At 65.1% G+C, this 23,557-nt stretch carries 23 protein-coding genes; 3 read left to right on the top strand and 20 right to left on the bottom strand.

What is annotated here, in order from left to right:
- Positions 1-311: 311 nt before the first annotated feature.
- The 6 genes from LCM4577_RS20320 to rplS all read right to left on the bottom strand — a co-directional run bounded on the left by LCM4577_RS20320 (position 312) and on the right by rplS (position 4,654).
- Complete coding sequence (locus LCM4577_RS20320) at positions 312-962, bottom strand: class I SAM-dependent methyltransferase (protein WP_071073109.1); 651 nt, start codon at positions 960-962, stop codon at positions 312-314.
- A gap of 61 nt (positions 963-1,023) precedes the next feature.
- A complete protein-coding gene (locus tag LCM4577_RS20325; protein WP_071073111.1) occupies positions 1,024-1,836 on the bottom strand; it encodes an amino acid ABC transporter permease in 813 nt (270 codons plus the stop codon).
- A 258-nt stretch (positions 1,837-2,094) separates the two neighbouring features.
- Positions 2,095-2,892, bottom strand: coding sequence for a transporter substrate-binding domain-containing protein (locus LCM4577_RS20330; RefSeq protein WP_041011008.1), 798 nt, complete (start codon positions 2,890-2,892; stop codon positions 2,095-2,097).
- Between the two features lie 168 nt (positions 2,893-3,060).
- The gene (locus LCM4577_RS20335; RefSeq protein ID WP_052468685.1) at positions 3,061-3,561 is read right to left on the bottom strand and encodes a MarR family winged helix-turn-helix transcriptional regulator; all 501 of its coding nucleotides are present in this window, start codon (positions 3,559-3,561) and stop codon (positions 3,061-3,063) included.
- Positions 3,558-3,977: an organic hydroperoxide resistance protein gene (locus LCM4577_RS20340; protein ID WP_040987800.1), complete on the bottom strand. Its 420-nt coding sequence runs from the start codon at positions 3,975-3,977 to the stop codon at positions 3,558-3,560. The genes LCM4577_RS20335 and LCM4577_RS20340 overlap by 4 nt, the downstream gene beginning before the upstream one ends.
- 155 nt (positions 3,978-4,132) lie before the next feature.
- Positions 4,133-4,654 (bottom strand): 50S ribosomal protein L19, encoded by a 522-nt coding sequence (gene rplS, locus LCM4577_RS20345; protein ID WP_040987802.1) that lies wholly within the window; start codon positions 4,652-4,654, stop codon positions 4,133-4,135.
- 344 nt (positions 4,655-4,998) lie between these two features.
- Here rplS and LCM4577_RS20350 point away from each other — a divergent pair, with 344 nt between their 5' ends.
- Entirely contained in the window at positions 4,999-5,751 is a 753-nt protein-coding gene (locus LCM4577_RS20350) for a sulfite exporter TauE/SafE family protein (RefSeq protein WP_040987804.1), read from the top strand.
- A 74-nt stretch (positions 5,752-5,825) separates the two neighbouring features.
- Here LCM4577_RS20350 and trmD read toward each other — a convergent pair whose 3' ends face one another.
- Both trmD and rimM read right to left on the bottom strand, forming a co-directional pair.
- Positions 5,826-6,521, bottom strand: coding sequence for a tRNA (guanosine(37)-N1)-methyltransferase TrmD (trmD, locus tag LCM4577_RS20355; protein ID WP_071073113.1), 696 nt, complete (start codon positions 6,519-6,521; stop codon positions 5,826-5,828).
- Positions 6,518-7,117, bottom strand: a complete 600-nt coding sequence (gene rimM, locus LCM4577_RS20360; protein WP_071073115.1) for a ribosome maturation factor RimM — start codon at positions 7,115-7,117, stop codon at positions 6,518-6,520. Before rimM ends, trmD begins: the two co-directional genes overlap by 4 nt.
- Before the next feature lie 98 nt (positions 7,118-7,215).
- On the opposite strand from rimM, the gene LCM4577_RS20365 reads away from it, so the two are divergent.
- Positions 7,216-8,154, top strand: coding sequence for a tyrosine recombinase XerC (locus tag LCM4577_RS20365; protein WP_071073117.1), 939 nt, complete (start codon positions 7,216-7,218; stop codon positions 8,152-8,154).
- Between the two features lie 272 nt (positions 8,155-8,426).
- A complete protein-coding gene (locus LCM4577_RS20370; protein ID WP_071073176.1) occupies positions 8,427-9,491 on the top strand; it encodes a TraB/GumN family protein in 1,065 nt (354 codons plus the stop codon).
- 532 nt (positions 9,492-10,023) lie between these two features.
- Here LCM4577_RS20370 and LCM4577_RS20375 read toward each other — a convergent pair.
- The 12 genes from LCM4577_RS20375 to mdh form a co-directional block, all read right to left on the bottom strand.
- Entirely contained in the window at positions 10,024-11,673 is a 1,650-nt protein-coding gene (locus tag LCM4577_RS20375) for an acetolactate synthase large subunit (RefSeq protein WP_071073119.1), read from the bottom strand.
- Positions 11,674-11,798: 125 nt separating this feature from the next.
- A complete protein-coding gene (lpdA, locus tag LCM4577_RS20380) occupies positions 11,799-13,205 on the bottom strand; it encodes a dihydrolipoyl dehydrogenase (protein WP_071073121.1) in 1,407 nt (468 codons plus the stop codon).
- Positions 13,206-13,231: 26 nt separating this feature from the next.
- Positions 13,232-13,987 carry an SDR family oxidoreductase gene (locus tag LCM4577_RS20385; RefSeq protein WP_071073123.1) on the bottom strand — a complete coding sequence of 252 codons (756 nt, stop codon included), beginning with the start codon at positions 13,985-13,987 and terminating at the stop codon, positions 13,232-13,234.
- On the bottom strand, positions 13,984-14,496 hold the full coding sequence (locus tag LCM4577_RS20390) for a hypothetical protein (RefSeq protein WP_071073125.1): 513 nt from the start codon (positions 14,494-14,496) through the stop codon (positions 13,984-13,986). Before LCM4577_RS20390 ends, LCM4577_RS20385 begins: the two co-directional genes overlap by 4 nt.
- Positions 14,496-15,272, bottom strand: a complete 777-nt coding sequence (locus LCM4577_RS20395) for a DUF4241 domain-containing protein (protein WP_052468686.1) — start codon at positions 15,270-15,272, stop codon at positions 14,496-14,498. The genes LCM4577_RS20390 and LCM4577_RS20395 overlap by 1 nt, the downstream gene beginning before the upstream one ends.
- Before the next feature lie 16 nt (positions 15,273-15,288).
- On the bottom strand, positions 15,289-16,569 hold the full coding sequence (gene odhB / locus LCM4577_RS20400) for a 2-oxoglutarate dehydrogenase complex dihydrolipoyllysine-residue succinyltransferase (RefSeq protein WP_041002988.1): 1,281 nt from the start codon (positions 16,567-16,569) through the stop codon (positions 15,289-15,291).
- 44 nt (positions 16,570-16,613) lie between these two features.
- The gene (locus LCM4577_RS20405; RefSeq protein WP_071073127.1) at positions 16,614-19,601 is read right to left on the bottom strand and encodes a 2-oxoglutarate dehydrogenase E1 component; all 2,988 of its coding nucleotides are present in this window, start codon (positions 19,599-19,601) and stop codon (positions 16,614-16,616) included.
- A gap of 138 nt (positions 19,602-19,739) precedes the next feature.
- Positions 19,740-20,642, bottom strand: coding sequence for a succinate--CoA ligase subunit alpha (sucD, locus tag LCM4577_RS20410; RefSeq protein WP_071073128.1), 903 nt, complete (start codon positions 20,640-20,642; stop codon positions 19,740-19,742).
- A 43-nt stretch (positions 20,643-20,685) separates the two neighbouring features.
- Positions 20,686-20,964 (bottom strand): hypothetical protein, encoded by a 279-nt coding sequence (locus LCM4577_RS20415; RefSeq protein WP_131803490.1) that lies wholly within the window; start codon positions 20,962-20,964, stop codon positions 20,686-20,688.
- 14 nt (positions 20,965-20,978) lie between these two features.
- Complete coding sequence (locus LCM4577_RS20420; RefSeq protein WP_040987829.1) at positions 20,979-21,350, bottom strand: cupin domain-containing protein; 372 nt, start codon at positions 21,348-21,350, stop codon at positions 20,979-20,981.
- A 4-nt stretch (positions 21,351-21,354) separates the two neighbouring features.
- Entirely contained in the window at positions 21,355-22,548 is a 1,194-nt protein-coding gene (gene sucC, locus LCM4577_RS20425) for an ADP-forming succinate--CoA ligase subunit beta (protein WP_071073130.1), read from the bottom strand.
- A 24-nt stretch (positions 22,549-22,572) separates the two neighbouring features.
- Complete coding sequence (gene mdh, locus LCM4577_RS20430) at positions 22,573-23,541, bottom strand: malate dehydrogenase (RefSeq protein ID WP_040987833.1); 969 nt, start codon at positions 23,539-23,541, stop codon at positions 22,573-22,575.
- Between the last annotated feature and the right edge of the window lie 16 nt (positions 23,542-23,557).

Genomic DNA, 23,557 nt, shown 5'->3' on the forward strand with positions numbered 1-23,557 from the left:
TCTCCATCAACGCATCGCAGACGGAATCACAGCCCAACACAAGATCGCCAATCAAAAGCGAGTCATTCACTTCAAAAGATGTGTGCATCCCCTAGACGAAGTGGGGAGAGGTGGCCCGGCGAAGCCGGGACGGAGMGGGGKMMGMSSKSCGCSWSRMSWWWKYMRSYSYMMKMMMMGSCKCRAGMCYKWMRGKCTYGMGSCKKKKMKKRSRSYKRMWWWSKYSWSGCGSMSSKCKKMCCCCKCTCCGTCCCGGCTTCGCCGGGCCACCTCTCCCCGCTTTCGCGGGGGCGAGGAAATGGCGTCAGGCTTGCTCACACCACCTCGAACACAAACGTCTTCACCAGCGCGTCCGGATCGCCGATCGCGTAGCAGCGGAACCACGGACTTTCCTCCACCAGCCGCCACTTCCCCGCATGCGTCAGCTCGTCGAACACAGCCTGGAAGCCGCCGCTCTCGAAAACCTGGTCGCGCACGGTGAAGATGGCGTGGCCGCCGGCCTTGGTGATGCGCACCAGCTCATGCAGGCCGGAAGCCGGCGCATGACCGATGGTGAAGACGCCGGTCGAGAAGAAGGCGCGGAAATGCCGCTCGGGCCACGGCAGCGGGCCGCCGAGCATCGCCTTCTTCAGCTCGCTATAGGCCGGCTTGCCACCGGCCTGGCGGCTGCCGGCGATTTTCAGCATTTCCTCGGAGAGGTCGAGCCCGGCGATGTCGCCATAGCCCAGAGCCTTCAGCGACGGTCCCGACAGGCCGGTGCCGCAGCCGGCGTCGAGCAGCGGACCTTCGCCCGCCGGCACATGCCGCGCTACCCAGGCGGTGATCAGGAAGGGCAGGAGATAGCCGAGCGAAGCGGTCTCGCTGTCATAGGTGGCCGCCCATTCGGCATAGGCCTTGGCGAGCCCTTCCGGCGTCTCGGCCGAATAGACGGAATCCAGCGCCGCATTGGCCTTGTCGAAATTCATGGGCGAGTCCTCCGAGCCGGATTGCAACGCTTCCCAACCTAACGCGGACTTTTGCCGCCGGCTATTCCTGATGCTGCCGGCGCAGCCGCTGTTCCAGCGCCCGCAGCGCCAGCGACAGGCCGACCGTCAGGATAAGGTAGATATAGGCGACGATCGAATAGGTCTCGAAGAAGCGGAAGGAGCCGGCGGCATAGACCTTGCCGATCTGCGTGATGTCGGCGACGCCGAGCACGGAGACCAGCGAGGAATCCTTGACCATGGCGACGAAGTCATTGCCGAGCGGCGGCAGGATCATGCGGATCGCCTGCGGGAACACGATCAGCCGAAAACGCTGCGCCCGGCTGAGCCCGAGCGCCTTGGCGGCTTCGATCTGGCCCCTCTCGACCGACTGGATGCCGGCCCGGAACACTTCCGAGATGAAAGCCGAATAGCCAATGGTCAGCGCCATGATGGCGCGCCAGAGCAGCGACACGTCGCGCACCAGCAATTCGCCGATCAGGCCGGCGCTCTGCAGCGGCGCGGTCAGCGCATTCCAGGCGGCGACGAAGGCCGGGGCGCCGGCAAAGGCGATCCAGAACAACAGCACCAGGATCGGCACGCCGCGGATGATCTCGACATAGAAGCGCGCGATCTRCCGCAGCCATTGCGATCCCGACAGCGCCATCAGCGCGATGCCGAGCCCAAGCACGGAGGCGAGCGCGAAGGCGACCGCGGTGACGAAGACGGTGATGCCGATGCCCTTGGCGACGGTAGCGAAGACTTCGGCGTAGAGATCGCTGGACGCAATGGCGAGGGCGGCGGCCAAGGCAAGGGCAAGGGCGGCGGCCAGCCACCAGGGGAATTCGGGTTTGGATGTGGGGGCTGCGGGCGGCATCAGAAGGCGCCGGAAAGGAAGTCTCGAAAGGATAGCGCCCAGTCCCCCCTCTCTGGCCTGCCGGCCATCTCCCCCTCAAGGGGGGAGATTAGCAGTTCAAGCCGCTCCGCACATTCTGCGACGTTGATAGTTGGCGAAAGCCGGCGTGACGTCCAATCTCCCCCCTTGAGGGGGAGATGCCCGGCAGGGCAGAGAGGGGGGACTGGGCGCAAACTCAGCGCGATTTCCTGCAAATTCGCGGCGCGCAGCAAGACGAGATCACTGTCCCATCTTGTAGTCGAGGAACCACTTCTTGTTGAGCTTGTCGAACGTGCCGTCCGCCTTGAGCGATGCGATCGCGGCGTTGACCGGCTTCACCAGGTCCGAGCCCTTCGGGAAGATGAAGCCGAAATCCTCGGTGCCGAGCGGTCCGCCGATCAGCTTCAGCTTGCCTGCGGAAGCATCGACATAGCCCTGGCCGGCGGTGCCGTCGGTCAGGACGACATCGACGTCGCCCGATTTCAGCGCCTGCACGGTCGCGCCGAAGGTTTCGAACAGTTTGATGCGCGGGTTCTGCTCGTTGCCGTCGAGCACGCTGTAGACGGCGGTGTAGAACGGCGTGGTGCCCGGCTGGGCGCCGATCAGCCCGTCCTTGAAGGCGCCGAAGCTCTTGGCGTCGGTGAAGCGGCTTTCGTCGCCGCGCACCAGCATGAACTGCTCCGAGCGCATATAGGGATCGGAGAAGTCGACCTTCTCCTTGCGGTCGTCCTTGATGGTGATGCCGGTCATGCCGATGTTGTACTGGTTGTCCGAAACCGCCTGGATCATCGCGTCCCAGGATGTGTTCTGGTACTCGACCTTGAAGTTCAGCCGCTTGGCGATCTCGTCCATCGCGTCATATTCCCAGCCGATCTGCTTGCCGGTCTTCTTGTCGATGAACTGCAGTGGCGGATAGGCATTTTCCGTCACCACCACGACCTTCTTGCCGCCGAGGTCGGGCAAATTGTCGGCGAGCGCCGCGACAGGCGCGAGAAGCCAGGCCACCATGGCGGCCAGCAGCAGTTTCGACTTGGTCATGACAAATCTCCGAAGTGCGGCCGCGCTGCAATTTCGCGGCCTGAGAAATCCGGCGCCGACTTTAGCTTGCCGCAAGCGCCTTGCAAGCCGGTCCGCGCCGCCTCGCGCCGGCCAATATGCAATCCCGTGCTCTTCGGGGCAGGTTTCGCGGGATGACCGTTGCCGCGATCAGTCCTGACCGGCCGTGGCTTCGCGCAACCCGGCGACCAGGCGCGTCAAGGTGCCATGCAGGGCTTTGAGCTCGGCCCGCTCCAGCGGCATGCCGCAGCTTAAGCCTTCCTGCACGTCCTTCATCTTCGCCCGCAGCGCATCGCCCTTGGCGGTCGGCTCGACCAGGACCCGGCGTTCGTCGGCGGCATCGCGCCGGCGCGTCACCAGGCCGCCCGCCTCCATGCGCTTGATCAGCGGCGTCAGCGTCGCCGAATCGAGCCCCAGTGCCGCGCCGAGCTCGCCGATCGTGCTCGGCGAATGCTGCCACAGCGCCAGCATCGCCAGATATTGCGGATAGGTGAGGCCGAGCGGATCGAGCAGCGGCCGGTAAAGCCTGGTCATCAGCCCGCTTGCCGAATAGAGCGCGAAGCAAAGCTGCTGGTCGAGGCGTGGCACCTCGGATGCCCCGGCGTCCTGCGCCGGGGCCTGCCTGGTCATGGTTTCGGTTTTCGTCGTCATGCAGCCTTTGCCGAGAGCGCCACATCGATATTGCCCCGGATGGCGTTGGAATAGGGGCAGATCTTGTGTGCTTCCGATACAAGCGCCTCGGCGCCTGTCTGATCAAGGCCTTTGATTTCCACCGCCAGCGAAACGCCGAGGCGGAAACCGCCCTGGTCGTTCGGATAGAGGCTGACCGTGGACGTGATCGAAGCGTCCTTAAGCGGCAGCTTCTGCTGGTGGGCGACGAAGCGCACCGCGCTCTCGAAGCAGGCCGCATAGCCGACGGCGAAGAGCTGCTCGGGATTGGTGGCGCCGCCCTTGCCGCCGAGCTCCTTCGGCATCGCCAGATCGACCTTGAGCAGGCCGTCGCTGGTTTCGCCGTGGCCGTTGCGGCCGCCGCTGACATGGGCCTGGGCGGTGTAGAGTGCAGACATTTTTTATCTCCAATTGATTGTACACGATTATTTAGTGTACAAGATAATTGTCCGTCAATCCTGCCGGATCGGTTTTCCCGAGGCTCGCGATCACAGCTCGGTGAAAACGAAAAAGGCGGCCGAAGCCGCCTTTTCCAACCCGTTCCGCCAAAACCTTATTCGGCGGAAGCAGCCTCGGCGGCAGCCTTCTTCTCGGCGGCTTCCTTGGCGGCCGTCTCGGCGGCCAGCGCCTGGGCGGCGGCGACCTTCTCGGCCTCGATGCGGGCGCGCTCGGCGTTCAGCGCGTCACGCTCTTCATCGTTCAGCTTGCGGGCGCGCACGCCGGTGTTTTCCGAAATGCGGGCCGACTTGCCGCGACGGTCGCGCAGATAATAGAGCTTGGCGCGGCGCACCTTGCCGCGACGCACGATCTCGACGCCCTCGACCATCGGCGAGTAGACCGGGAAAACGCGCTCGACGCCTTCGCCGTAGGAAATCTTGCGGACGGTGAAATTCTCCTGGAAGCCGGAGCCGGCGCGGGCGATGACGACGCCCTCATAGGCCTGGACACGGGTGCGGCTGCCTTCGGTGACGCGCACCTGGACGCGGACGGTGTCGCCCGGCTGGAATTCGGGCAGCTTGCGCTTGGCTTCGATCTTGGCGGCTTGTTCGGCCTCGAGCTGACGGATGAGATCCATCTCAAAAATCCACTTCTTGTTCTTCCGACAGTCAGAGCGTCCTCAACTCGCCTTGCAGTTCCAATGACCGCTCGGCTATGCCCTTTGTCGAAACATCGGGCAGGGACGGCTACACCGCACTTGTTGACGGGTCCAGAAGATCGTTCTTCCGGTTCGGGCGGCGACATACAGCTATTTCCGCGCTTTGTCACGCCCTAATGCATGTCGCCCAGAAGTGCGGGCGGTTCTGGGATGACGACATGCATCAAAAAAGGGCCTTCAGGCACATTTTTTGCGCTCGATGGCCCCATGACATTGACGCCGTGCCGGGTTGCGCTCGCCTCGGAAGCTTTCTAAGCGGGGAAATGAGTTTTTTCGATGCCGTTCTGCTTTTCTTCGCGGGTTTTGCCTCAGGCGCCGCCAATGCGGTTGCCGGCGGCGGCACTTTCCTCACCTTCGGCGCCATGACGCTGGTCGGCCTGCCACCGATCGTCGCCAACGCCACTTCCTCGGTGACGCAGCTGCCGGGCTATATCACCTCGACGCTCGCCTATTGGACCGATATCCGGCATTTCTGGCGCGGCGCCCTGCTGCTTTGCCTGATTTCCGCGCTCGGCGCGCTGGCCGGCTCGCTCATCCTGCTCGCGCTCTCCAACCCGTCCTTCCGCGCCCTCGTGCCCTGGCTGCTGATCGCCGCCACCGCCCTGTTCGCCGCCGGGCCATGGCTGAAGCCCGCGGCGGGGCCGGAGCACCAGGCCTCCGTCGGCTCGCTTGCCGGTTCGCTCGTTCAATTCGCGACCGCGGTCTATGGCGGCTTCTTCGGCGCCGGCATGGGCGTGATGATGCTGGCCACCCTCGGCCTGACGCAAGCCGGCGACTACCACCGGCTCAACGCGCTGAAGAACATGCTGTCGATCGTGATCGCGGTCGTCGCCATCCTGGTCTTCGTTTCCGGAGGCGTCGTCGCCTGGCCGCAGGCGATCGTCATGATCCCGGGCGTCGCGCTCGGCGGCTATGCCGGCGTCTGGATCGCCAAGCGCGTGCCGCAAGGCGTCGTGCGCGGCTTCGTCGTCGCCGTCGGCCTGCTCCTGGCGTTTTACTACTTCACCAAGGGCTGAAAACCATGATCCCGAAAAGTGGGAACCGGTTTTCGGAAAAGATCATGGTCAGATAAAAGGACGATCGCCCCGGGTTACCGGGGCGGATCGGCGCCCAGCAGGTCCGGCCGCCGCTCACGCGTGAGCTTCTCGGCCTCGGCGCGCCGCCATTCGGCAATCTTCTTGTGATTGCCGGAAATCAGCACATCCGGGATCGGCCTGCCCTCGAATTCCTGCGGCCGCGTATAGTGCGGATGCTCGAGCAGGCCGTTCTCGAAGCTCTCTTCCTCGCCGGACACCGCATTGCCCATGACGCCGGGCAAAAGCCGCACCACGGCATCGAGCAGCACGAGCGCGGCCGGCTCGCCGCCCGACAGGATGAAATCGCCGACGGAAACTTCCTCCAGTCCCCGCGCCTCGATCAGCCGCTGGTCGACGCCTTCGAAACGGCCGCACAGGATGACCGCGCCCGGTCCGGCCGCAAGCTCCCGCACGCGCGCTTGCGTCAGCGGTTTTCCGCGCGGGCTCATCAGCAGCCTTGGACGCCCGTCGCCCGGCGGCGAGGCGTGGTCGATGGCCCTTGCCAGCACATCGGCGCGCATCACCATGCCGGCGCCGCCGCCCGCCGGCGTGTCGTCGACGGTGCGATGCTTGTCGGTGGCGAAATCGCGGATCTGGATCGCCTCCAGCGACCACGTGCCGGCCTCCAGCGCTCTGCCGGCCAGCGACAGGCCGAGCGCGCCCGGAAACATCTCCGGATAGAGTGTCAGCACCGAAGCGGCAAAGCTCAACGGTTGCCCCCGGCATCCTTCGGTCCGCGCGGCCGACCCTTGGGGTCGAAGCCGGAACGGCCAGGTGCGGCGCCATCTTCCTCATCTTCGACAAGGCCGGCCGCCAGCGGATCGACCTCGACGAAGCCGTCGGCGATCGAGACATGCGGCACCGCGGCCTGTGTGAACGGGATCAGCACGCCCTTGCGGCCGGCAAGCGTGACGTCGAGTATGTCGCCGCCACCGAAATTATGCACGGCGACGACCTTGCCGATGACGCCTGTATCGTCCCTGACCTCGAGACCGATGAGATCGGCGTGATAGAACTCGTCCTCCTCGCCGTCGTCGGGCAGCACCGAGCGGTCGACGAAAAGCTCCGTGCCGGCCAAGGCCTCGGCGGCATTGCGGTCGTTGACGCCTTTGAAACGCACCACCACCACAGTCCCGGCAGGCCTGATATCGGTGATCTGAAAAGCGCGGCCATCCTTGGCAAAGAGCGGGCCGTAATCGGCCAGCGCCAGCGGATCGCCGGTGAAGGTCTTCACCCGCAATTCGCCCTTGATGCCGTGCGCGGCACCGATCACGGCCATCTGTACGGGGTTTTCGAGCTTCGACATCGGCGGCGCTTCCTTTGCCCTGCTCTAGCGCCGTCCCGTGGTCATTTCAATGACGGCCTCTTCACCGCTTCCTAACCCGCATGCCTGAAACTGCCGCCATGCAGGAATTTCTCATCCCGGCAAAACCCGACCTCCAGGCGGCGCGTGAGACCTGGCTGAAGACACTCGCCCATGAGCGCCGGCTGTCGCCGGAGACCGTCGAGGCCTATGAGCGCGACACCCGCCAGTTCCTGCATTTCCTGACCGGCCATCGCGGCGGCCCTCCAGGCATTTCGGACATCGCCGACCTGCGGCCGGCCGATTTGCGCGGCTTCCTCGCCAAGCGCCGCAATGACGGCGCCGGCGCCCGCACGCTGGGGCGCGGCCTTGCCGGCGTCCGCTCGCTGCTGCGCTTTCTCGAAAAACGCGGCATGGTCAACGCAGCGGGCGCGACGGCATTGCGCGCGCCACGCCAGCCGAAGTCGTTGCCCAAGCCGCTGACGGCAAGCGACGCGAAACAGGTCGTGGCCGTGGAAGGTCAGCTCGCTGACGAACCCTGGGTCGCCGCGCGCAATGCCGCCGTGCTGACGCTGCTCTATGGCTCCGGCTTGCGCATCTCCGAGGCGCTCGGGCTGACCGGTGGCGATCTCGCCTCGGACGCCGACACCGTGCTGCGGGTCACCGGCAAGGGCGGCAAGACGCGGCTGGTGCCGGTGCTGCCGGTGGCCCGCAAGGCGGTCGCCGAATACCGCCGGCTCTGTCCCTTCCATATCGGGCCCGAGGGGCTGCTGTTCCGCGGCGCCCGTGGCGGCCCGCTCAACCCGGCCATCGTCCAGCGCGAGATGGCGAAGCTGCGCTCGGCGCTCAACCTGCCGGACACAGCGACACCGCATGCCCTGCGGCACTCCTTCGCCACCCACCTGCTCGGCCGTGGCGGCGACCTGCGCACCATCCAGGAACTGCTCGGCCACGCCAGCCTGTCGACCACGCAGATCTACACCGGCGTCGACACCGCTAGGCTGCTCGATATCTACGAGAAGGCGCATCCAAGGGCGTGACCCCTGACTTCGTCATACTAGGGCGGAGCAGGAGCGAAGCTCCGTCGCGGAGACCCTAGTATCCATGCCGTGACGTCGGCCCTCCGCAGCGGTGCAGAATTCTGCATCGCCGCATTCCACGGCTCAGGTAACGGAATGGATCCTCGGGTCTGCGCGCGTCGCTCCGCTCCTTGCTCCGCCCGTGGATGACGAAGCGGCAGCTCACCGCACCAGAAACAATTTCATTCTCCCGGTTAACCGTTTTGCCGCTTTTCAGCGCTAAGACGCTTTTCATGAAACGCGTCATCGCCATCGCCGACCGCGCGGCCCTTGTCTCGTTGAAGCTGCTTGCGGCGCTCAACCTGCTGTTTTTCCTGTCTTTCCTCGTCGTTCTGCTGCTTGCCGGCCGGGCCCATGCGGAAGCTCCCAATTGCGTCGGCACCGATCTTTTGACGGCGCTGGAAAAGAACGATCCCGCCGCCTTCAAGAAAGTCGAGACCGAAGCGGCGGCCGTTCCCAACGGCAACGGCCTGCTGTGGAAGCTGGAGAAGCCGGGCGAAGAGCCGTCCTATCTGTTCGGCACCATGCATATGACCGATACGCGCGTCACCACGCTGCCGGCCGCCGCGCAAAAGGCCTATGACGGCGCCGGCACCATCGTCATCGAGACCACCGATGCGATGGACAAGGCCAAGATGATGGCCGCCATGGCCAGCGAACCCGGCCTGATGATGTTCACCGACAACACCACGCTGTCGTCGTTGCTGTCGCCGGACGATGCGGCGGCACTGAACAAGGGGCTCGACGCCCGCGGCATCCCGCCGGCGACGGTCGCCAAGATGAAGCCGTGGATCCTGTCGGCGATGATGGCTTTGCCGACCTGCGAGGTGGCGCGCCAGAGCGCCGGCGAACCCGTGCTGGACGTCAGGCTTGCCGCCGACGCGAAGGCCTCGGGCAAGGACGTCGAAGGGCTCGAGACCGCCGTCGATCAGTTGCGCGCCATGGCCTCGCTGCCGCTCGAATTCCACATGAAGAGCCTGGTCGAGACGATGAAGCTCGGCGACAAGGTGAACGACGTCAACGAGACGATGATCGTGCTCTACCAGCGCGGCGAGATCGGCATGTTCTGGCCGCTGTTCCGCGCCGTCTTGCCGGACACGGCGGACGACAAGGCGGGCTATGCCGCCTTCGAGCAGACCATGATCATCAGCCGCAACAAGGTGATGGCGGCGCATGCCGGGCCGATTTTGGCAAAGGGCAACGTCTTCATGGCCGTCGGCGCCATGCATCTGCCCGGTCCGGAAGGACTGGTCGAGGATTTTCGCAAGTCAGGGTATACTGTTACCGCCGTCAACTGAGTCGTCTGGCGGCTGGCGGACCTGAAAACGCCGGTTTTTCAGCGCTTTCCGTCCGTCCGCGTGAAACCCGATGCGGGCTCAGCGCGTTGATGGCTGTTATTTTGATGACTTTCATCCAAGGAGGACACGTTTCATGGCGAACCCTAACGACCCCTTCACCCCCTCGAGCACGCCTCCCACGTCGAGTGGCGGTGGTGGCGGCAGCGGGTGGCTGATCGCCCTTGTTGTCATTATCCTGGCCATTGTTGCGTATTATGTCTTTGGCAGAAGCGGCGGCGAGCATGCCCCCGCCCCGGCTGAGCCGCCGGCCGCCAGCACGCCCGCCCCCGCGCCTGCAACGCCTGCCCCAGCCCCTGAGCCGGCACCAGCTCCGGCGCCTGCCCCGACTCCCGCTCCGGCTCCTGCACCCGCGCCGGCCCCAGCTCCGGCACCTGCCCCGGCGCAGTGATCGGGCTACAGCTTGACGACGAACGGCCCGCCGAAAGGCGGGCCGTTCTGTTTGGGACGCTGTCCCCAGCTTCGGAAAAACGCGTCACACGGGACTGGCCGGCCAGGGGAGCCGATGGCGCAGCTCTTCGACCAGGACCCGCTCATTCTCCGAATAGTCGATCGGAACGGCGACGAGATTGACGCCACCCGCGGCAAAGGCCTGCTCGAGGGCAGGTCTCAACTCGGCGATGGCGCCTACCCTGGTGCCCTTGGCGCCATAGGCTTCGGCATAGCGGACGAAATCGGGATTCCCGAAGGTCATGCCGAAATCGGGAAAATCGTCGACCGCCTGCTTCCAGCGGATCATGCCATAGGCATGGTCCTCGATGACCAGGACCACGAGATTGAGCTTCAGTCTGACGGCGGTTTCCAGCTCCTGGCTGTTCATCATGAAGCCGCCATCGCCGCAAACCGCCATGACGCGGCGTTCCGGAAAAAGCATCGCCGCCATCATCGCCGACGGCAGGCCGGCGCCCATCGTGGCCAGCGCGTTGTCGAGCAGCAGCGTGTTGGCGACGCGCGTGCGGTAGTTGCGCGCGAACCAGATCTTGTACATGCCGTTGTCGAGCGCCAGGATGCCGTCGGCCGGCATCACCGCGCGCACGTCGTGCACCAGGCGCTGCGGGGTGAAGCGGTCCTCGGTGTCGCGCGCCGCGATGCGGCTCAATATTCCCTCGCGCAGCGGCAGCAGTGCCTGTGCATTGGGAATGTTGCCTTCCAGGCGGTCGGCCAACAGCCTGAGCGAGGCGCCGATATCGCCGATCACCTCGGTTTGCGGGAAATAGACCTGTTCGACAGTGGCCGGCTGGTAGCCGACATGAATGACCTTCGGCCCGTCGGCGCCCATGATGAAGGGTGGCTTCTCGACCGTGTCGTGGCCGATCGTGATGATGAGATCCGCCCGCTCGATCGCTTCATGCACGTAGTCGCGCTCGGACAACGCGGCCGTGCCCATATAGAGCTCGGTTCCACCCGGTACCGTGCCCTTGCCCATTTGGGTTGTGAAATAGGGAATGCCGGTCCGCAGAACGAACTGGGCGAGGTCCGAGGTCGAGCGCGGCCGCGAGGCGGCGGCGCCCATCATCGCCAGCGGCCGCTCAGCCTCGATGATCATCTGCGCGGCGCGGTCGAGCGCAAGCGGGCTCGCCAGCGGCAGCTCGACCGGGTGCGGCGGAATCGGCGCCACCGCGTCGCATTCTTCCGCGGCGATGTCCTCGGGCAGCTCCAGATGCACGGGTCCCGGACGCTCCTCGCCGGCCACGCGGAAAGCCTCGCGCACCACGCCCGGAATCATCCTGGGCGAAACGATCTGACGCGAAAGCTTCGTCAGGGGTTTCATCGCCGCCACGACGTCGACGATCTGGAAACGGGCCTGCCTGGACGATCTGACGCCCTTCTGCCCGGTAATCATGATCATGGGCATGGCCCCGAGCAGCGCGTAGGCCGCGCCTGTCGTCAGGTTCAAGGCGCCGGGGCCAAGTGTGGTGATGCAGACGCCGGGCCTGCCGGTGAGCCGGCCGTGGGTGGCGGCCATGAATGCGGCCGCCTGCTCATGGCGGGTCAGGATAAGCTCTATCGAGGATTTGCGAATGGACTCGACGACGTCGAGGTTCTCCTCGCCCGGTATGCCGAAGATACGGTCCACGCCTTCATTCTCGAGGGCGGCAACAAGCAGATCGGAGCCTTTGCACACGAGGTATCTCCTGGTGCGATACGGGCCATACCGAACCCTGACGCGTATCGCCCTTCTGTTCGGGATGATGCTCTATCTCTTTGTTTTCCGGACGGAAAACCGCTCATACTTTTCCTGGAATTGCTCTAGATATGGATCGGCTTGAAGAACGTGGCCAGCGCCGCTTCCTTCACCGCTTCCGACATCGTCGGATGCGCGTGGCAGGTGCGCGCGAGGTCTTCGGACGAGCCGCCGAATTCCATCAGCACCGCCGCCTCGTGGATCATCTCGCCGGCGCCGAAACCGACGATGTGGACGCCGAGCACGCGGTCGCTGGCCTTGTCGGCCAGGATCTTCACGAAGCCGTCGGTGTGCAGCATGGCGCGCGCGCGGCCATTGGYGCTGAACGGGAATTTTCCGACCTTGTAGTCGATGCCGGCCTTCTTCAGCTCCTCCTCGGTCTTGCCGACCGAGGCGATCTCCGGGCTGGTGTAGACGACGCTCGGGATGACGTCGTAGTTCACATGGCCAACCTGGCCGGCGATCGTCTCGGCCACCGCGACGCCCTCGTCCTCGGCCTTGTGCGCCAGCATGGGGCCGGCAACGACGTCGCCGATGGCATAGATGCCGGGCACGTTGGTCCTGAGATGCCCGTCGGTCTTGACCCTGCCGCGCTCGTCGACCTCGACGCCCGCCTCCTTCAAGCCGAGGCTATCGGAATAGGGACGGCGTCCGGTGGCGACCAGCACCACGTCGGCCTCGATGGTTTCCGCCGCGCCGCCCTTGACCGGCTCGAAGGTGACGGTGGCGCCCCTTTTGGCCTTGGCGACGCCGGTGACCTTGGCGCCGAGCTTGAACTCGAAGCCCTGCTTGGACAGGAGCCGCTGGAACTGCTTCGACACCTCGCCGTCCATGCCGCCGAGGATATTGTCGAGGAACTCGACAACCGTGACCTTGGCGCCGAGCCTGGCCCACACCGAGCCAAGCTCCAGCCCGATGACACCGCCGCCGACCACCACGAGGGTGGCGGGCACCTTGGCCAGCGACAGCGCGCCGGTGGAGGAGACGATCACCTTCTCGTCGAAATCGACCTTGACGCCCGGAATGCCGGCGACATCCGAGCCGGTGGCGATCACGATGTTCTTCGTCTCGATCTCCTCGACCTTGCCGTCCTCGCCGGTCACCGAAACCTTGCCGGCGCCGACCACCTTGCCGGTGCCGCGGAAGGAATCGATCTTGTTCTTCTTGAACAGGAAGGCGACGCCGTTGACGTTGGAGGCGACCGTCGTGTCCTTATGCGCCATCATCTTCTTCAGATTGAGCTTCGGCGCCGGCAACTCGATGCCCAGCGTATCGAAAGCGTGGCCGGCTTCCGCGAACATCTCGGAGGCGTGGAGCAGCGCCTTCGACGGGATGCAGCCGATGTTGAGGCAGGTGCCGCCGAAGGTGGCGTTCTTCTCGACCACCGCCGTCTTCAGGCCGAGCTGCGCCGCCTTGATGGCGCAGACATAGCCGCCCGGCCCCGATCCGATGATAACCACGTCATAAGCCATAATATAGAATCCTTTTTATCCAGCCTTCAGCGGCCGCCGCTCACATTCAGGATCGTGCCCGTTATATAGGAGGCCGCGTCCGACAGAAGATAGAGAACCGCGCTCGCGACTTCATCCGCCGTGCCTGCCCGTTTCATCGGCAGCGCGTCCTGCAACCGCGCCACCCGGTCGGGCTGGCCGCCCGACGCATGGATTTCGGTGTCCGTGATGCCGGGACTGACCGCGTTGACGCGGATGCCCTCCAACGCGACTTCGCGCGCGAGCCCGATGGTCATGCTGTCGATCGCGCCCTTGGAGGCGGCATAGTCGACAAATTCGCCGGGCGAGCCGAGCCTCGCGGACGCCGAGGACAGGTTGACGATGGCGCCGCCCTTGCCGCCGTGACGGGTCGACATGCGCTTCACCGCTTCGCGGGCGCAGAGGAACGAGCCGACGACATTGATGCGCATCATGCGCTCGACCCGCTCGACGCTCATCTCGTCGACCCGCGCCTTGACGTCGACGATGCCGGCATTGTTGACGAAGCCGTCGAGCCGGCCGAAGGCCCGGTCGACGGCTTCGAACATCGCAATGACATCGGCCTCGCTGCCGACATCGCCCTTGACCGCGAAGGCATCGCCGCCTGCGGCTTTGAGCTCGGCGACCAGCGCATCGGCGGCCGCCTGGTTGGAGACGTAGTTGACCACAACGCGGTAACCGGCCCGGTTTGCCTGCCGGCAGATGGCGGCGCCGATGCCGCGGCTGCCGCCGGTGACCAGCAGTGTCTTTTTGTCCGCGCTCATTCCTGGCAGCCTTTCAGCACGAAGATGTCCCATGGCACTTTGGAGAAGCCGGCGGGACCATAGGCGGCCGACATTTCGAGTGACGGCCCGAGATCGGGGAAGATCAGGCTTTTCGGCGCGTCGGCGCCTTCGGCCGGCAGCAGGCCGACACCGCCCTTCTCGTCGGCGCTGTAGATGACGCCTTCCCAGACCGTGCAGGCGGTAAGCTCCTCGCCGGTGACGTCGCCGGTCGGGCATTTGTACATCAGCGAGCCATGCGGCCGCGCCGACGATCCCTCGGTCCACATCGCGATGCCGTCGAGCACGACATTGTTGTCGAGGATCATGCGGAAGGCGTTGGTGATCGTCGCCGAGGGGCCGGCCGGCGTGAAGTCGATCTCGGCGCCGCTCTRCGCCTCGCCATAGACCGCAAGCTGGATCGGGCAGGCGGCCTGGGCATTCGAATTCGCCGCCGCGAGCGCCAGCGATCCGGCCATCAATCCAATCACGGGCGAGACGGCTGTCGTCATCACTTGGCCTGGTCGTCTTCGCGGCCGTCGGCGTTTTCGAGCACGCCGAAATCGGTCATCAGGACCACCGGCTCGCCCGCTGCGTCCAGCCCCCAGAAGGACGGGTAGAATCCGTCGCCCCAGCCACTCCAGAACATCGCGATGTTGACCGGATTGCCGGCGGCCGGATGGTGCATGACGAACCGGTCCTGGTTCGGCGCGAACTCGGCCGCCAGCACATCGTCATAATAGTTCTGTTCGGGCTTGAGCTTGTCCTGCGCGGCCGACATCAGGGCCATCGCCGCCTTGTCCATGAACGAGCCGAGGCCGGCATCGACGGGATAGCCGAAGATCTCGTCGCCGTTCAGCGTCGAGACGTCTTGCCCCGGCAGGACGGCGAGTTCCCAGCGCGCCGGTACGCCGGGACGGAAGCGAAGGAACGCCGCGGCGACCCGGCCCTGCGCCTCCAACAGCGTGACCGGATAGTGCCCGGGCTTGACCTTGCGGGCCAGCGCCGGCCAGTCGTCGGTCGTGATCAGAGGGTCGCAGGCGATGATCTCGCCGGTCGGGAGTTCGAGCTCGCCGATCGGTGTGACGGTGATCTTGCGCTCCGCCAATTGCGCGTCGGAGAGCGCGAAGACGCCGAAATTGCTGCTGGCCGTCGCCGGATCCCAATCGGCGGCGATTGCCGGCGAGGGAACGGCGGCGGAGAGGCCAAGCATGACGATGCTGCGCCGGAAAATTCGCCGCAGGCTATGGCCGAGCTTGAACCCGAACCGCTCCGGCCAGCCGCTCATTGCGGATCCGATCCGATCACAGATCGAGCACCAGCCGCTCGGGATCCTCCAGGCTTTCCTTGACGCGCACGAGGAAGGTCACCGCTTCCTTGCCGTCGACGATGCGGTGGTCGTAGCTGAGCGCCAGATACATCATCGGCCGGATAACGATCTGGCCGCCGACCACCACGGGCCGGTCCTGGATCTTGTGCATGCCGAGAATGCCGGACTGCGGCGCATTAAGGATCGGCGTCGACATCAGTGATCCGTAAACGCCACCGTTGGAAATCGTGAACGTGCCGCCCTGCATGTCCGCCACCGAAAGCTTGCCGTCGCGCGCGGCGAGACCCAGCCGGCCGATCTCCTTCTCGATCTCGGCGATGGACATCTGATCGGCGTCGCGCACCACCGGCACCACCAGGCCCTTGTCGGTGCCGACGGCGACGCCGACATGGGCAAAATTCTTGTAGATGATGTCGGTGCCGTCGATCTCGGCATTGACCGCCGGGATCTCCTTCAGCGCATGCGTCACCGCCTTGGTGAAGAAACCCATGAAGCCGAGCTTCACGCCGTGCTTCTTCTCGAACACGTCCTTGTATTTGGACCTGAGCGCCATCACCGCGCTCATATCCACCTCGTTGAAGGTGGTGAGCATGGCGGCGGTCGACTGGGCCTCCTTCAAGCGGCGGGCGATGGTCTGGCGCAGCTTGGTCATGCGCACGCGCTCCTCGCGCGGCGCATCCTCGGCCGGGGACGGCGCGCGGGCAACGACCGGCGCCAGAGCCGCCTTCGGCGTCTCGGCCGGCTGCGAGGGCGCGCCCCTGGCGATGGCGTCGAGCACATCGCCCTTCAGCACCTGGCCGCGCTTGCCGGACCCGGAGAGCTGTTCGACCGAGAGGTTGTGCTCCGCGATCAGCTTGGCCGCGGCCGGGGCCGGCGGCATGGTGCGGGGCTCGATCGGGCCGGCGTCGCCGGCGACCTTGGCGGTCTCGGCCGCGGCTTGCTTGGTGGTGGACGCGGCGTCCGGGCTCGAAGCCTGCGCCACCGCCTGCGGCTTCGTCGCCGGAGCGGCGGCCGCGCCGCCCGCCGAAATCGAGCCGAGCAACGCGCCGACATTGACCGTCTCGCCTTCCTTGACGGTGATCTCGGCCAGCGTCCCGGCGCCAGCGGCGGGCACCTCCACCGTCACCTTGTCGGTTTCGAGCTCGACCAGCGGCTCGTCGGCGGCGATCGCGTCACCGACCTTCTTGAACCACTTGCCGACGGTCGCCTCGGTGACGGATTCGCCGAGAGTGGGGACGCGGATTTCGGTAGCCATTGTGCCTGTCCGTTTGTCTCTTCTTGAGGTCTGTTTCGTCCGGTCTATTCGCCGAGAGCGTCGTCGAGCAGGGCGGCGAGCTGGCTGAGATGCTTCGACATCAACCCGGTCGCCGGCGAGGCCGAGGCCGGCCGGCCGGTGTAGCGCACCCGCTGATGCTTGGCGTCGATATGCGCCAGCACCCATTCGAGATAGGGATCGATGAACGACCAGGCGCCCATGTTCTTGGGCTCTTCCTGGCACCACACCATCTCGGCGTTGCGGAAACGCGACAGCTCGGTGATCAGCGCCTTGGCCGGGAACGGATAGAGCTGTTCGACGCGCAGCAGGTAGATGTCGTTGATGCCGCGCTTCTCGCGCTCCTCGTAGAGGTCGTAATAGACCTTGCCCGAGCACAGCACGACGCGGCGGATCTTGGAGTCCTTCACCAGTTTGATCGGCTGGTCGGCCAAGAGCTGCGCGTCGTCCCACAAAAGCCGGTGGAACGAGCTTTCGCCCGACATCTCCGACAGCGTCGACACCGCGCGCTTGTGGCGCAGCAGCGACTTCGGCGTCATCAGGATCAGCGGCTTGCGGAAGTCGCGCTTCAGTTGCCGGCGCAGGATATGGAAATAGTTGGCCGGTGTGGTGACGTTGGCGACCTGCATGTTGTCTTCCGCGCAAAGCTGCAGGAAGCGCTCCAGGCGCGCCGACGAGTGCTCCGGCCCCTGGCCCTCATAGCCATGCGGCAACAGGCAGACCAGGCCCGACATTCTGAGCCACTTGCGCTCGCCCGACGAGATGAACTGGTCAAACACCACCTGCGCGCCGTTGGCGAAGTCGCCGAACTGCGCCTCCCAGAGCGTCAGCGCCTTGGGCTCGGCCAGGCTGTAGCCATATTCGAAGCCGAGCACCGCCTCTTCCGACAGCATCGAGTTGATGACCTCGTAGCCGGCCTGCGCCGCCGACAGGTTGTTGAGCGGGATGTAGCGGGTCTCGTCGCGCTGGTCGTAGAGCACCGAATGGCGCTGCGAGAAGGTGCCGCGTTCCGAATCCTGGCCGGAAAGCCGGATCGGGTTGCCGTCGAGCAGGATGGCGCCGAAGGCCAGCGCCTCGGCCGTCGACCAGTCGATGCCTTCGCCCGATTCGATCGCCTGCCGCCGGTTTTCGAGGAAGCGCAGGATGGTCTTGTGCGCCTCGAAATCCTTCGGCACGTCGGTCAGCTTCTTGCCGATCTCCTTCAGCGTGCGCACCGGCACGGCGGTCTTGYCGCGGCGCTGTTCGTCCTGGTTGTCGGCGCTGCGCAGGCCCGACCAGGCGCCGTCCAGCCAGTCGGCCTTGTTCGGCTTGTAGGACTGACCGACTTCAAATTCGGCCTCGAGATGCGCGCGCCAGTCGGCCCGCATCTTGTCGACCTCGGCCTGGGTGACGTGGCCCTCGGCGATCAGCCGGTCGGCATAGATCTGCACCGTCGTCTTATGGGTGCGGATGTTGCGGTACATGATCGGCTGGGTGAAGGCCGGCTCGTCGCCCTCATTGTGGCCGAAGCGGCGGTAGCAGAACATGTCCACCACCACCGGCTTGTGGAACTTCATGCGGAACTCGGTCGCCACCTTGGCGGCATGCACCACCGCTTCCGGGTCATCGCCGTTGACGTGGAAGATCGGCGCCTCGATCATCTTGGCGACATCCGAGGGATAGGGCGACGAGCGCGAGAAGCGCGGATTGGTGGTGAAGCCGATCTGGTTGTTGATGATGAAATGCAGCGTGCCGGCGACGCGATGACCACGCAGGCCGGACAGCCCGAACATCTCCGCGATCACGCCCTGGCCGGCGAACGCCGCGTCGCCGTGGAGCAGGAGCGGCATGACCTTGGCGCGTTCCGACAGCGGAACGATCTCGCCGCGCTCGCGGCCGGCGAGCTGATCCTGCTTGGCGCGCGCCTTGCCCATCACCACGGGGTCGACGATTTCCAGGTGCGAGGGGTTGGCCGTCAGCGACAGATGCACCTTGTTGCCGTCGAATTCGCGGTCCGACGAGGCGCCGAGATGGTACTTCACGTCGCCCGAGCCCTCGACGTCGTCGGGCGCGGCCGAGCCGCCCTTGAACTCGTGGAAGATGGCGCGGTGCGGCTTGGCCATCACCTGGGAAAGCACGTTGAGGCGGCCGCGATGGGCCATGCCGAGCACGACCTCCTTCAGGCCGAGCTGACCGCCGCGCTTGACGATCTGCTCCAGCGCCGGGATCAGCGCTTCGCCGCCGTCGAGGCCGAAGCGCTTGGTGCCCTTGTACTTGACGTCGATATATTGCTCGAAACCCTCGGCCTCGATCAGTTTCGACAGGATCGCCTTCTTGCCGGCGGCGGTGAAGGTGATCTCCTTGTCGGCGCCTTCGATGCGCGCCTGGATCCAGGCCTTCTCTTCCGGGTCGGAGATATGCATGAATTCGACGCCGAGCGTCGAGCAATAAGTGCGGGTCAGGATGTCCAGCATCTGCCGAACGGTGCCGAATTCGAGGCCGAGCACATTGTCGAGGAAGATCGGCCGGTCGTAATCGGCTTCGGTGAAACCGTAATTCTCCGGCGACAGCTCGTTATAGTCCTCGAGTGGCTTGGCGATGCCGAGCGGATCGAGATTGGCGTGCAGATGGCCGCGCATGCGGTAGGCGCGGATCATCATGATGGCGCGCACGGAATCGCGCGTCGCCTGGTGCACGTCGGCGTCGGAAAGGGCCGCGCCATTGACGACCGCCTTTTCCTTGACCTTCTTTTCGATCGCCTTCTCGACCAGGCCCCAATTGCCGTCGAGCGCCGAGACCAGCTCGCCATTGGCCGTGAGCGGCCAGGAGGGCTTGGCCCAGGAGGCGCCCTTGGCGTTCTTGCGGACGTCGCCCGCGTCGTCCTTCAGCGCGGCGAAGAAATCCTGCCACTCCGGGTCGACCGAGGCCGGATTATCCTCATAGGCGGCATAGAGCGCGTCGATATAATCGGCATTGCCGCCATAAAGGAATGAGGTGAGCGAGAATTGGTCGTTGGCCTGATCTTGTCTTGCCATTTTCGTCTGCGGAGCCTGGCTCCGTCTCCTTTTTAGGGAATAGTGAGTAGGCAGTAGTGAGTAGGACGATGGAATTCCCGCTCAGCTGCTACTCGCCCGTTCGTCCCTTTTCACTACTACTGCCTACTCACTACTGCCTTAACCCTTGATCGCCTCGACCAGCGTCGTGCCGAGCCGCGCCGGCGACGGCGAGACCTTGATGCTGGCCGATTCCATCGCCGCGATCTTGTCTTCCGCGCCGCCCTTGCCGCCCGAGATCACCGCGCCCGCATGGCCCATGGTGCGGCCGGCCGGCGCCGTGCGCCCGGCGATGAAGCCCGCCATCGGTTTCTTGCGGCCGCGCTTGGCTTCGTCCTTGAGGAACTGCGCGGCGTCTTCCTCGGCCGAGCCGCCGATCTCGCCGATCATGATGATCGACTTGGTCTCGTCGTCGGCGAGAAACATCTCCAGCACATCGATGAATTCGGTGCCCTTGACCGGGTCGCCGCCGATGCCGACCGCCGTGGTCTGGCCGAGGCCGACATTGGTGGTCTGGAAGACTGCCTCATAGGTAAGTGTTCCCGAGCGCGAAACAACGCCCACCGAGCCCTTGCGGAAGATGTTGCCGGGCATGATGCCGATCTTGCATTCGTCGGGCGTCAGCACGCCCGGGCAGTTCGGGCCGATGAGCCGCGAGGTCGAGCGGTCGAGCCGCGCCTTGACCTTGACCATGTCCATCACCGGGATGCCTTCGGTGATGCAGACGATCAGCGGGATCTCGGCCTCGATCGCCTCGAGGATGGCCTCGCCGGCGCCCGCCGGCGGCACGTAGATGACCGAGGCGTTGGCGCCGGTCTTTGCCTTGCCCTCGGCCACGGTGGCGAAGATCGGCAGGGTCTCGCCCTTCGAACCGGTCCAGGTCTCGCCGCCCTTCTTCGGGTGGATGCCGCCCACCATCTTGGTGCCGTGATAGGCCAGCGCCTGCTCGGTGTGGAACGTGCCGGTCTTGCCGGTCAGGCCTTGGACCAGCACCTTGGTGTTCTTGTCGACGAGAATGGACATGCGGGGAGCTATCCTTTGGATTATGGAGGCCTACGTGCCGGCCTTATTCGGAACGGGGTTGCAGTCGGTTGATTCCAAGTTCGTCCCGCCAGTTCGGCGAAGTTTGCTGACGGGCCTGTTCGCCGAGGGTGATCGGTCCATCCCGATAGATGCCTCGACGGGTGTGCCTGCCCTGCGATTCGGGAAAATCGATGTCGAGCCAGTCCTGGACATAAGCCTTGGCCAGTTCTTCGATGGGAACGCCGCGCCAGTTCGCACACGCGGCCAGCATGTCCATCGTTTCCCGATCAAATGTCATTTGGACTGTTTGGTTGTCACTCATGACGCCCGTCCCCCCTATAGCCGCTTCAGCTCGCTGACGGTCAGTTCACTTTTCGCGTTGCCGGTGTTGAGCGTCGTCGCCGGCTCGAACATCAGCACCACCGGCTCCTTCGTCAGCGACCGCGGCCGGTGCTCGACGCCGCGCGGCACGACGATGAAGTCGCCCTCGCCGAGCTCGACCGGCCCGTCGCGGAAATCGATGGCGATCCTGCCGCGCAACACCAGGAAAGCCTCGTCCTCATGGTCATGCGCATGCCAGTCGAAGACCTCGCCGAACTTGGCGACCTTGGCTTGGGCATCGTTGACGTCGCCGGCGATATGCGGATCGAAGACCTTGGCGATCTTTTGATCCGCAGCCTCGACCAGGTTTATCTTGCGCGGAGGCATCCGCTCAGCCCTTCACCGCCTTGACGATCTTCTTGGCCGCGTCGTCGAGGTCGTCGGCCGAGACGACGTTGAGGCCGCTGTCGTTGATGATCTTCTTGCCGAGCTCGGCATTGGTGCCTTCGAGGCGCACCACCAGCGGCACCTTCAGGCCGACTTCCTTGACCGCGGCGATCACGCCCTCGGCGATGACGTCGCATTTCATGATGCCGCCGAAGATGTTGATCAGGATGCCTTCGACCGCCGGATCCTTGGTGATGATCTTGAATGCCGCCGTGACCTTTTCCTTGGAGGCGCCGCCGCCGACGTCGAGGAAGTTAGCCGGCTCGGCGCCATAGAGCTTGATGATATCCATCGTCGCCATGGCAAGGCCGGCGCCGTTGACCATGCAGCCGATATTGCCGTCGAGCGCGACATAGGCAAGGTCGTATTTCGACGCCTCGATCTCCTTCTCGTCCTCTTCGGTGGTGTCGCGCAATTCCGTCACGTCCGGATGGCGGAACAGCGCGTTGTTGTCGAACGACACTTTCGCGTCGAGCACGCGCAGATGCCCGTCCTTCATGACGATCAGCGGATTGACCTCGAGCAGGCTCATGTCCTTCTCGACGAAGGCTTTGTAGAGCGTCGGGAAGAGCGAGGCGCCGTCCTTGGCCGCATCGCCGTCGAGCTTCAGCGCAGCGTTGAGCGTCTTCACGTCGTCCGCCGTCACGCCCTTTTCCGGATCGATGGCGACGGTGACGATCTTTTCGGGCGTATCATGCGCGACCGTCTCGATGTCCATGCCGCCCTCGGTGGAAACGACGAAGGCGATGCGGCCGACCGAGCGGTCGACCAGGATCGACAGATAGAGCTCGCGGGCGATGTCGGCGCCGTCCTCGATATAGAGGCGGTTGACCTGCTTGCCGGCGGGGCCCGTCTGCTTGGTCACCAGCGTGTGGCCGAGCATCTCGTTGGCGTTGGCGACGACTTCCGCCGCCGATTTCRCCAGCCGCACGCCGCCCTTGGCGTCCGGGCCGAGCTCCTTGAACTTGCCCTTGCCGCGGCCGCCGGCATGAATCTGGCTCTTCACCACATAGAGCGGGCCGGGCAGCGCTGCTGCCGCGGCTTCCGCCTCGCTGGCCTTGAACACCGGAACGCCGCTTGCGACCGGCGCGCCGAACGTCTTCAGCAGCGCCTTGGCCTGATACTCATGGATGTTCATGCGCTTTATCTCCGGGTAGGACGATTACTTGCCGGCGAGATGCGGGGCGATCTTGGTGCAGGCCTCGGTCAGGCCCTGGACGGCCGCAACCGAATTGTCGAACATCTTCTGCTCGGCCTTGGTCAGGTCGATCTCGATGACGCGCTCGACGCCACCGGCGCCGATCACCACCGGAACGCCGACATAGGTGTTCTTCACGCCATACTGGCCCGACAGATGCGCCGCGCAAGGCAGCACGCGCTTCTTGTCCTTGAGGTAGGATTCCGCCATGGCGATCGCGGATGCCGCGGGCGCGTAGTAGGCCGAGCCGGTCTTGAGCAGGCCGACGATCTCGGCGCCGCCGTCGCGAGTGCGCTGCACGATCTGGTCGAGCTTCTCCTTGGAAGTCCAGCCCATCTTGACGAGGTCGGGAAGCGGGATGCCCGACACCGTCGAATAGCGGATCATCGGCACCATCGAGTCGCCGTGGCCGCCGAGCACGAAAGCGGTGACGTCCTCGACCGAGACCTTGAACTCCTCGGCCAGGAAGTAGCGGAAGCGGGCGCTGTCGAGCACGCCGGCCATGCCCACGACATGGCTGGTCGGCAGGCCGGAGAACTTCTGCAGCGCCCAGACCATGGCGTCGAGCGGGTTGGTGATGCAGACGACGAAGGCCTTCGGCGCGTATTTCTTCAGGCCGGCGCCGACCTGTTCCATGACCTTAAGGTTGATGCCGAGAAGGTCGTCGCGGCTCATGCCCGGCTTGCGCGGCACGCCGGCGGTGACGATGCACACATCTGCGCCCTCGATGCCGGCATAGTCGTTGACGCCGGTCAGCCGGGAGTCGAAGCCATCGACGGGGGAAGACTGCGCGATGTCGAGGCCCTTGCCCTGCGGAATGCCCTCGGCGATATCGAACAGCACCACGTCGCCGAGATCCTTGAGGCCGATCATATGGGCGAGCGTGCCGCCGATCATGCCCGAGCCGATGAGCGCTATCTTATTGCGTGCCATGTGAGGATGTTTTCCC

Source organism: Mesorhizobium sp. LCM 4577 (genome assembly GCF_001854795.2).
Classification (GTDB): Bacteria; Pseudomonadota; Alphaproteobacteria; order Rhizobiales; family Rhizobiaceae; genus Mesorhizobium; species Mesorhizobium plurifarium.

Bases quoted from the DNA above. Each gene is read 5' to 3' on its own strand.
- LCM4577_RS20395 (WP_052468686.1), bottom strand. From the start codon at position 15,272: ATGAGCGGCTGGCCGGAGCGGTTCGGGTTCAAGCTCGGCCATAGCCTG.
- sucD (WP_071073128.1), bottom strand. From the start codon at position 20,642: ATGTCCATTCTCGTCGACAAGAACACCAAGGTGCTGGTCCAAGGCCTG.
- odhB (WP_041002988.1), bottom strand. From the start codon at position 16,569: ATGGCTACCGAAATCCGCGTCCCCACTCTCGGCGAATCCGTCACCGAG.
- LCM4577_RS20320 (WP_071073109.1), bottom strand. From the start codon at position 962: ATGAATTTCGACAAGGCCAATGCGGCGCTGGATTCCGTCTATTCGGCC.
- rplS (WP_040987802.1), bottom strand. From the start codon at position 4,654: ATGGATCTCATCCGTCAGCTCGAGGCCGAACAAGCCGCCAAGATCGAA.
- rimM (WP_071073115.1), bottom strand. From the start codon at position 7,117: ATGTCGAAGCTCGAAAACCCCGTACAGATGGCCGTGATCGGTGCCGCG.
- LCM4577_RS20335 (WP_052468685.1), bottom strand. From the start codon at position 3,561: ATGACGACGAAAACCGAAACCATGACCAGGCAGGCCCCGGCGCAGGAC.
- LCM4577_RS20330 (WP_041011008.1), bottom strand. From the start codon at position 2,892: ATGACCAAGTCGAAACTGCTGCTGGCCGCCATGGTGGCCTGGCTTCTC.
- LCM4577_RS20370 (WP_071073176.1), top strand. From the start codon at position 8,427: ATGAAACGCGTCATCGCCATCGCCGACCGCGCGGCCCTTGTCTCGTTG.
- LCM4577_RS20420 (WP_040987829.1), bottom strand. From the start codon at position 21,350: ATGCCTCCGCGCAAGATAAACCTGGTCGAGGCTGCGGATCAAAAGATC.
- LCM4577_RS20415 (WP_131803490.1), bottom strand. From the start codon at position 20,964: ATGAGTGACAACCAAACAGTCCAAATGACATTTGATCGGGAAACGATG.
- LCM4577_RS20350 (WP_040987804.1), top strand. From the start codon at position 4,999: ATGAGTTTTTTCGATGCCGTTCTGCTTTTCTTCGCGGGTTTTGCCTCA.
- LCM4577_RS20340 (WP_040987800.1), bottom strand. From the start codon at position 3,977: ATGTCTGCACTCTACACCGCCCAGGCCCATGTCAGCGGCGGCCGCAAC.
- mdh (WP_040987833.1), bottom strand. From the start codon at position 23,541: ATGGCACGCAATAAGATAGCGCTCATCGGCTCGGGCATGATCGGCGGC.
- LCM4577_RS20365 (WP_071073117.1), top strand. From the start codon at position 7,216: ATGCAGGAATTTCTCATCCCGGCAAAACCCGACCTCCAGGCGGCGCGT.
- LCM4577_RS20385 (WP_071073123.1), bottom strand. From the start codon at position 13,987: ATGAGCGCGGACAAAAAGACACTGCTGGTCACCGGCGGCAGCCGCGGC.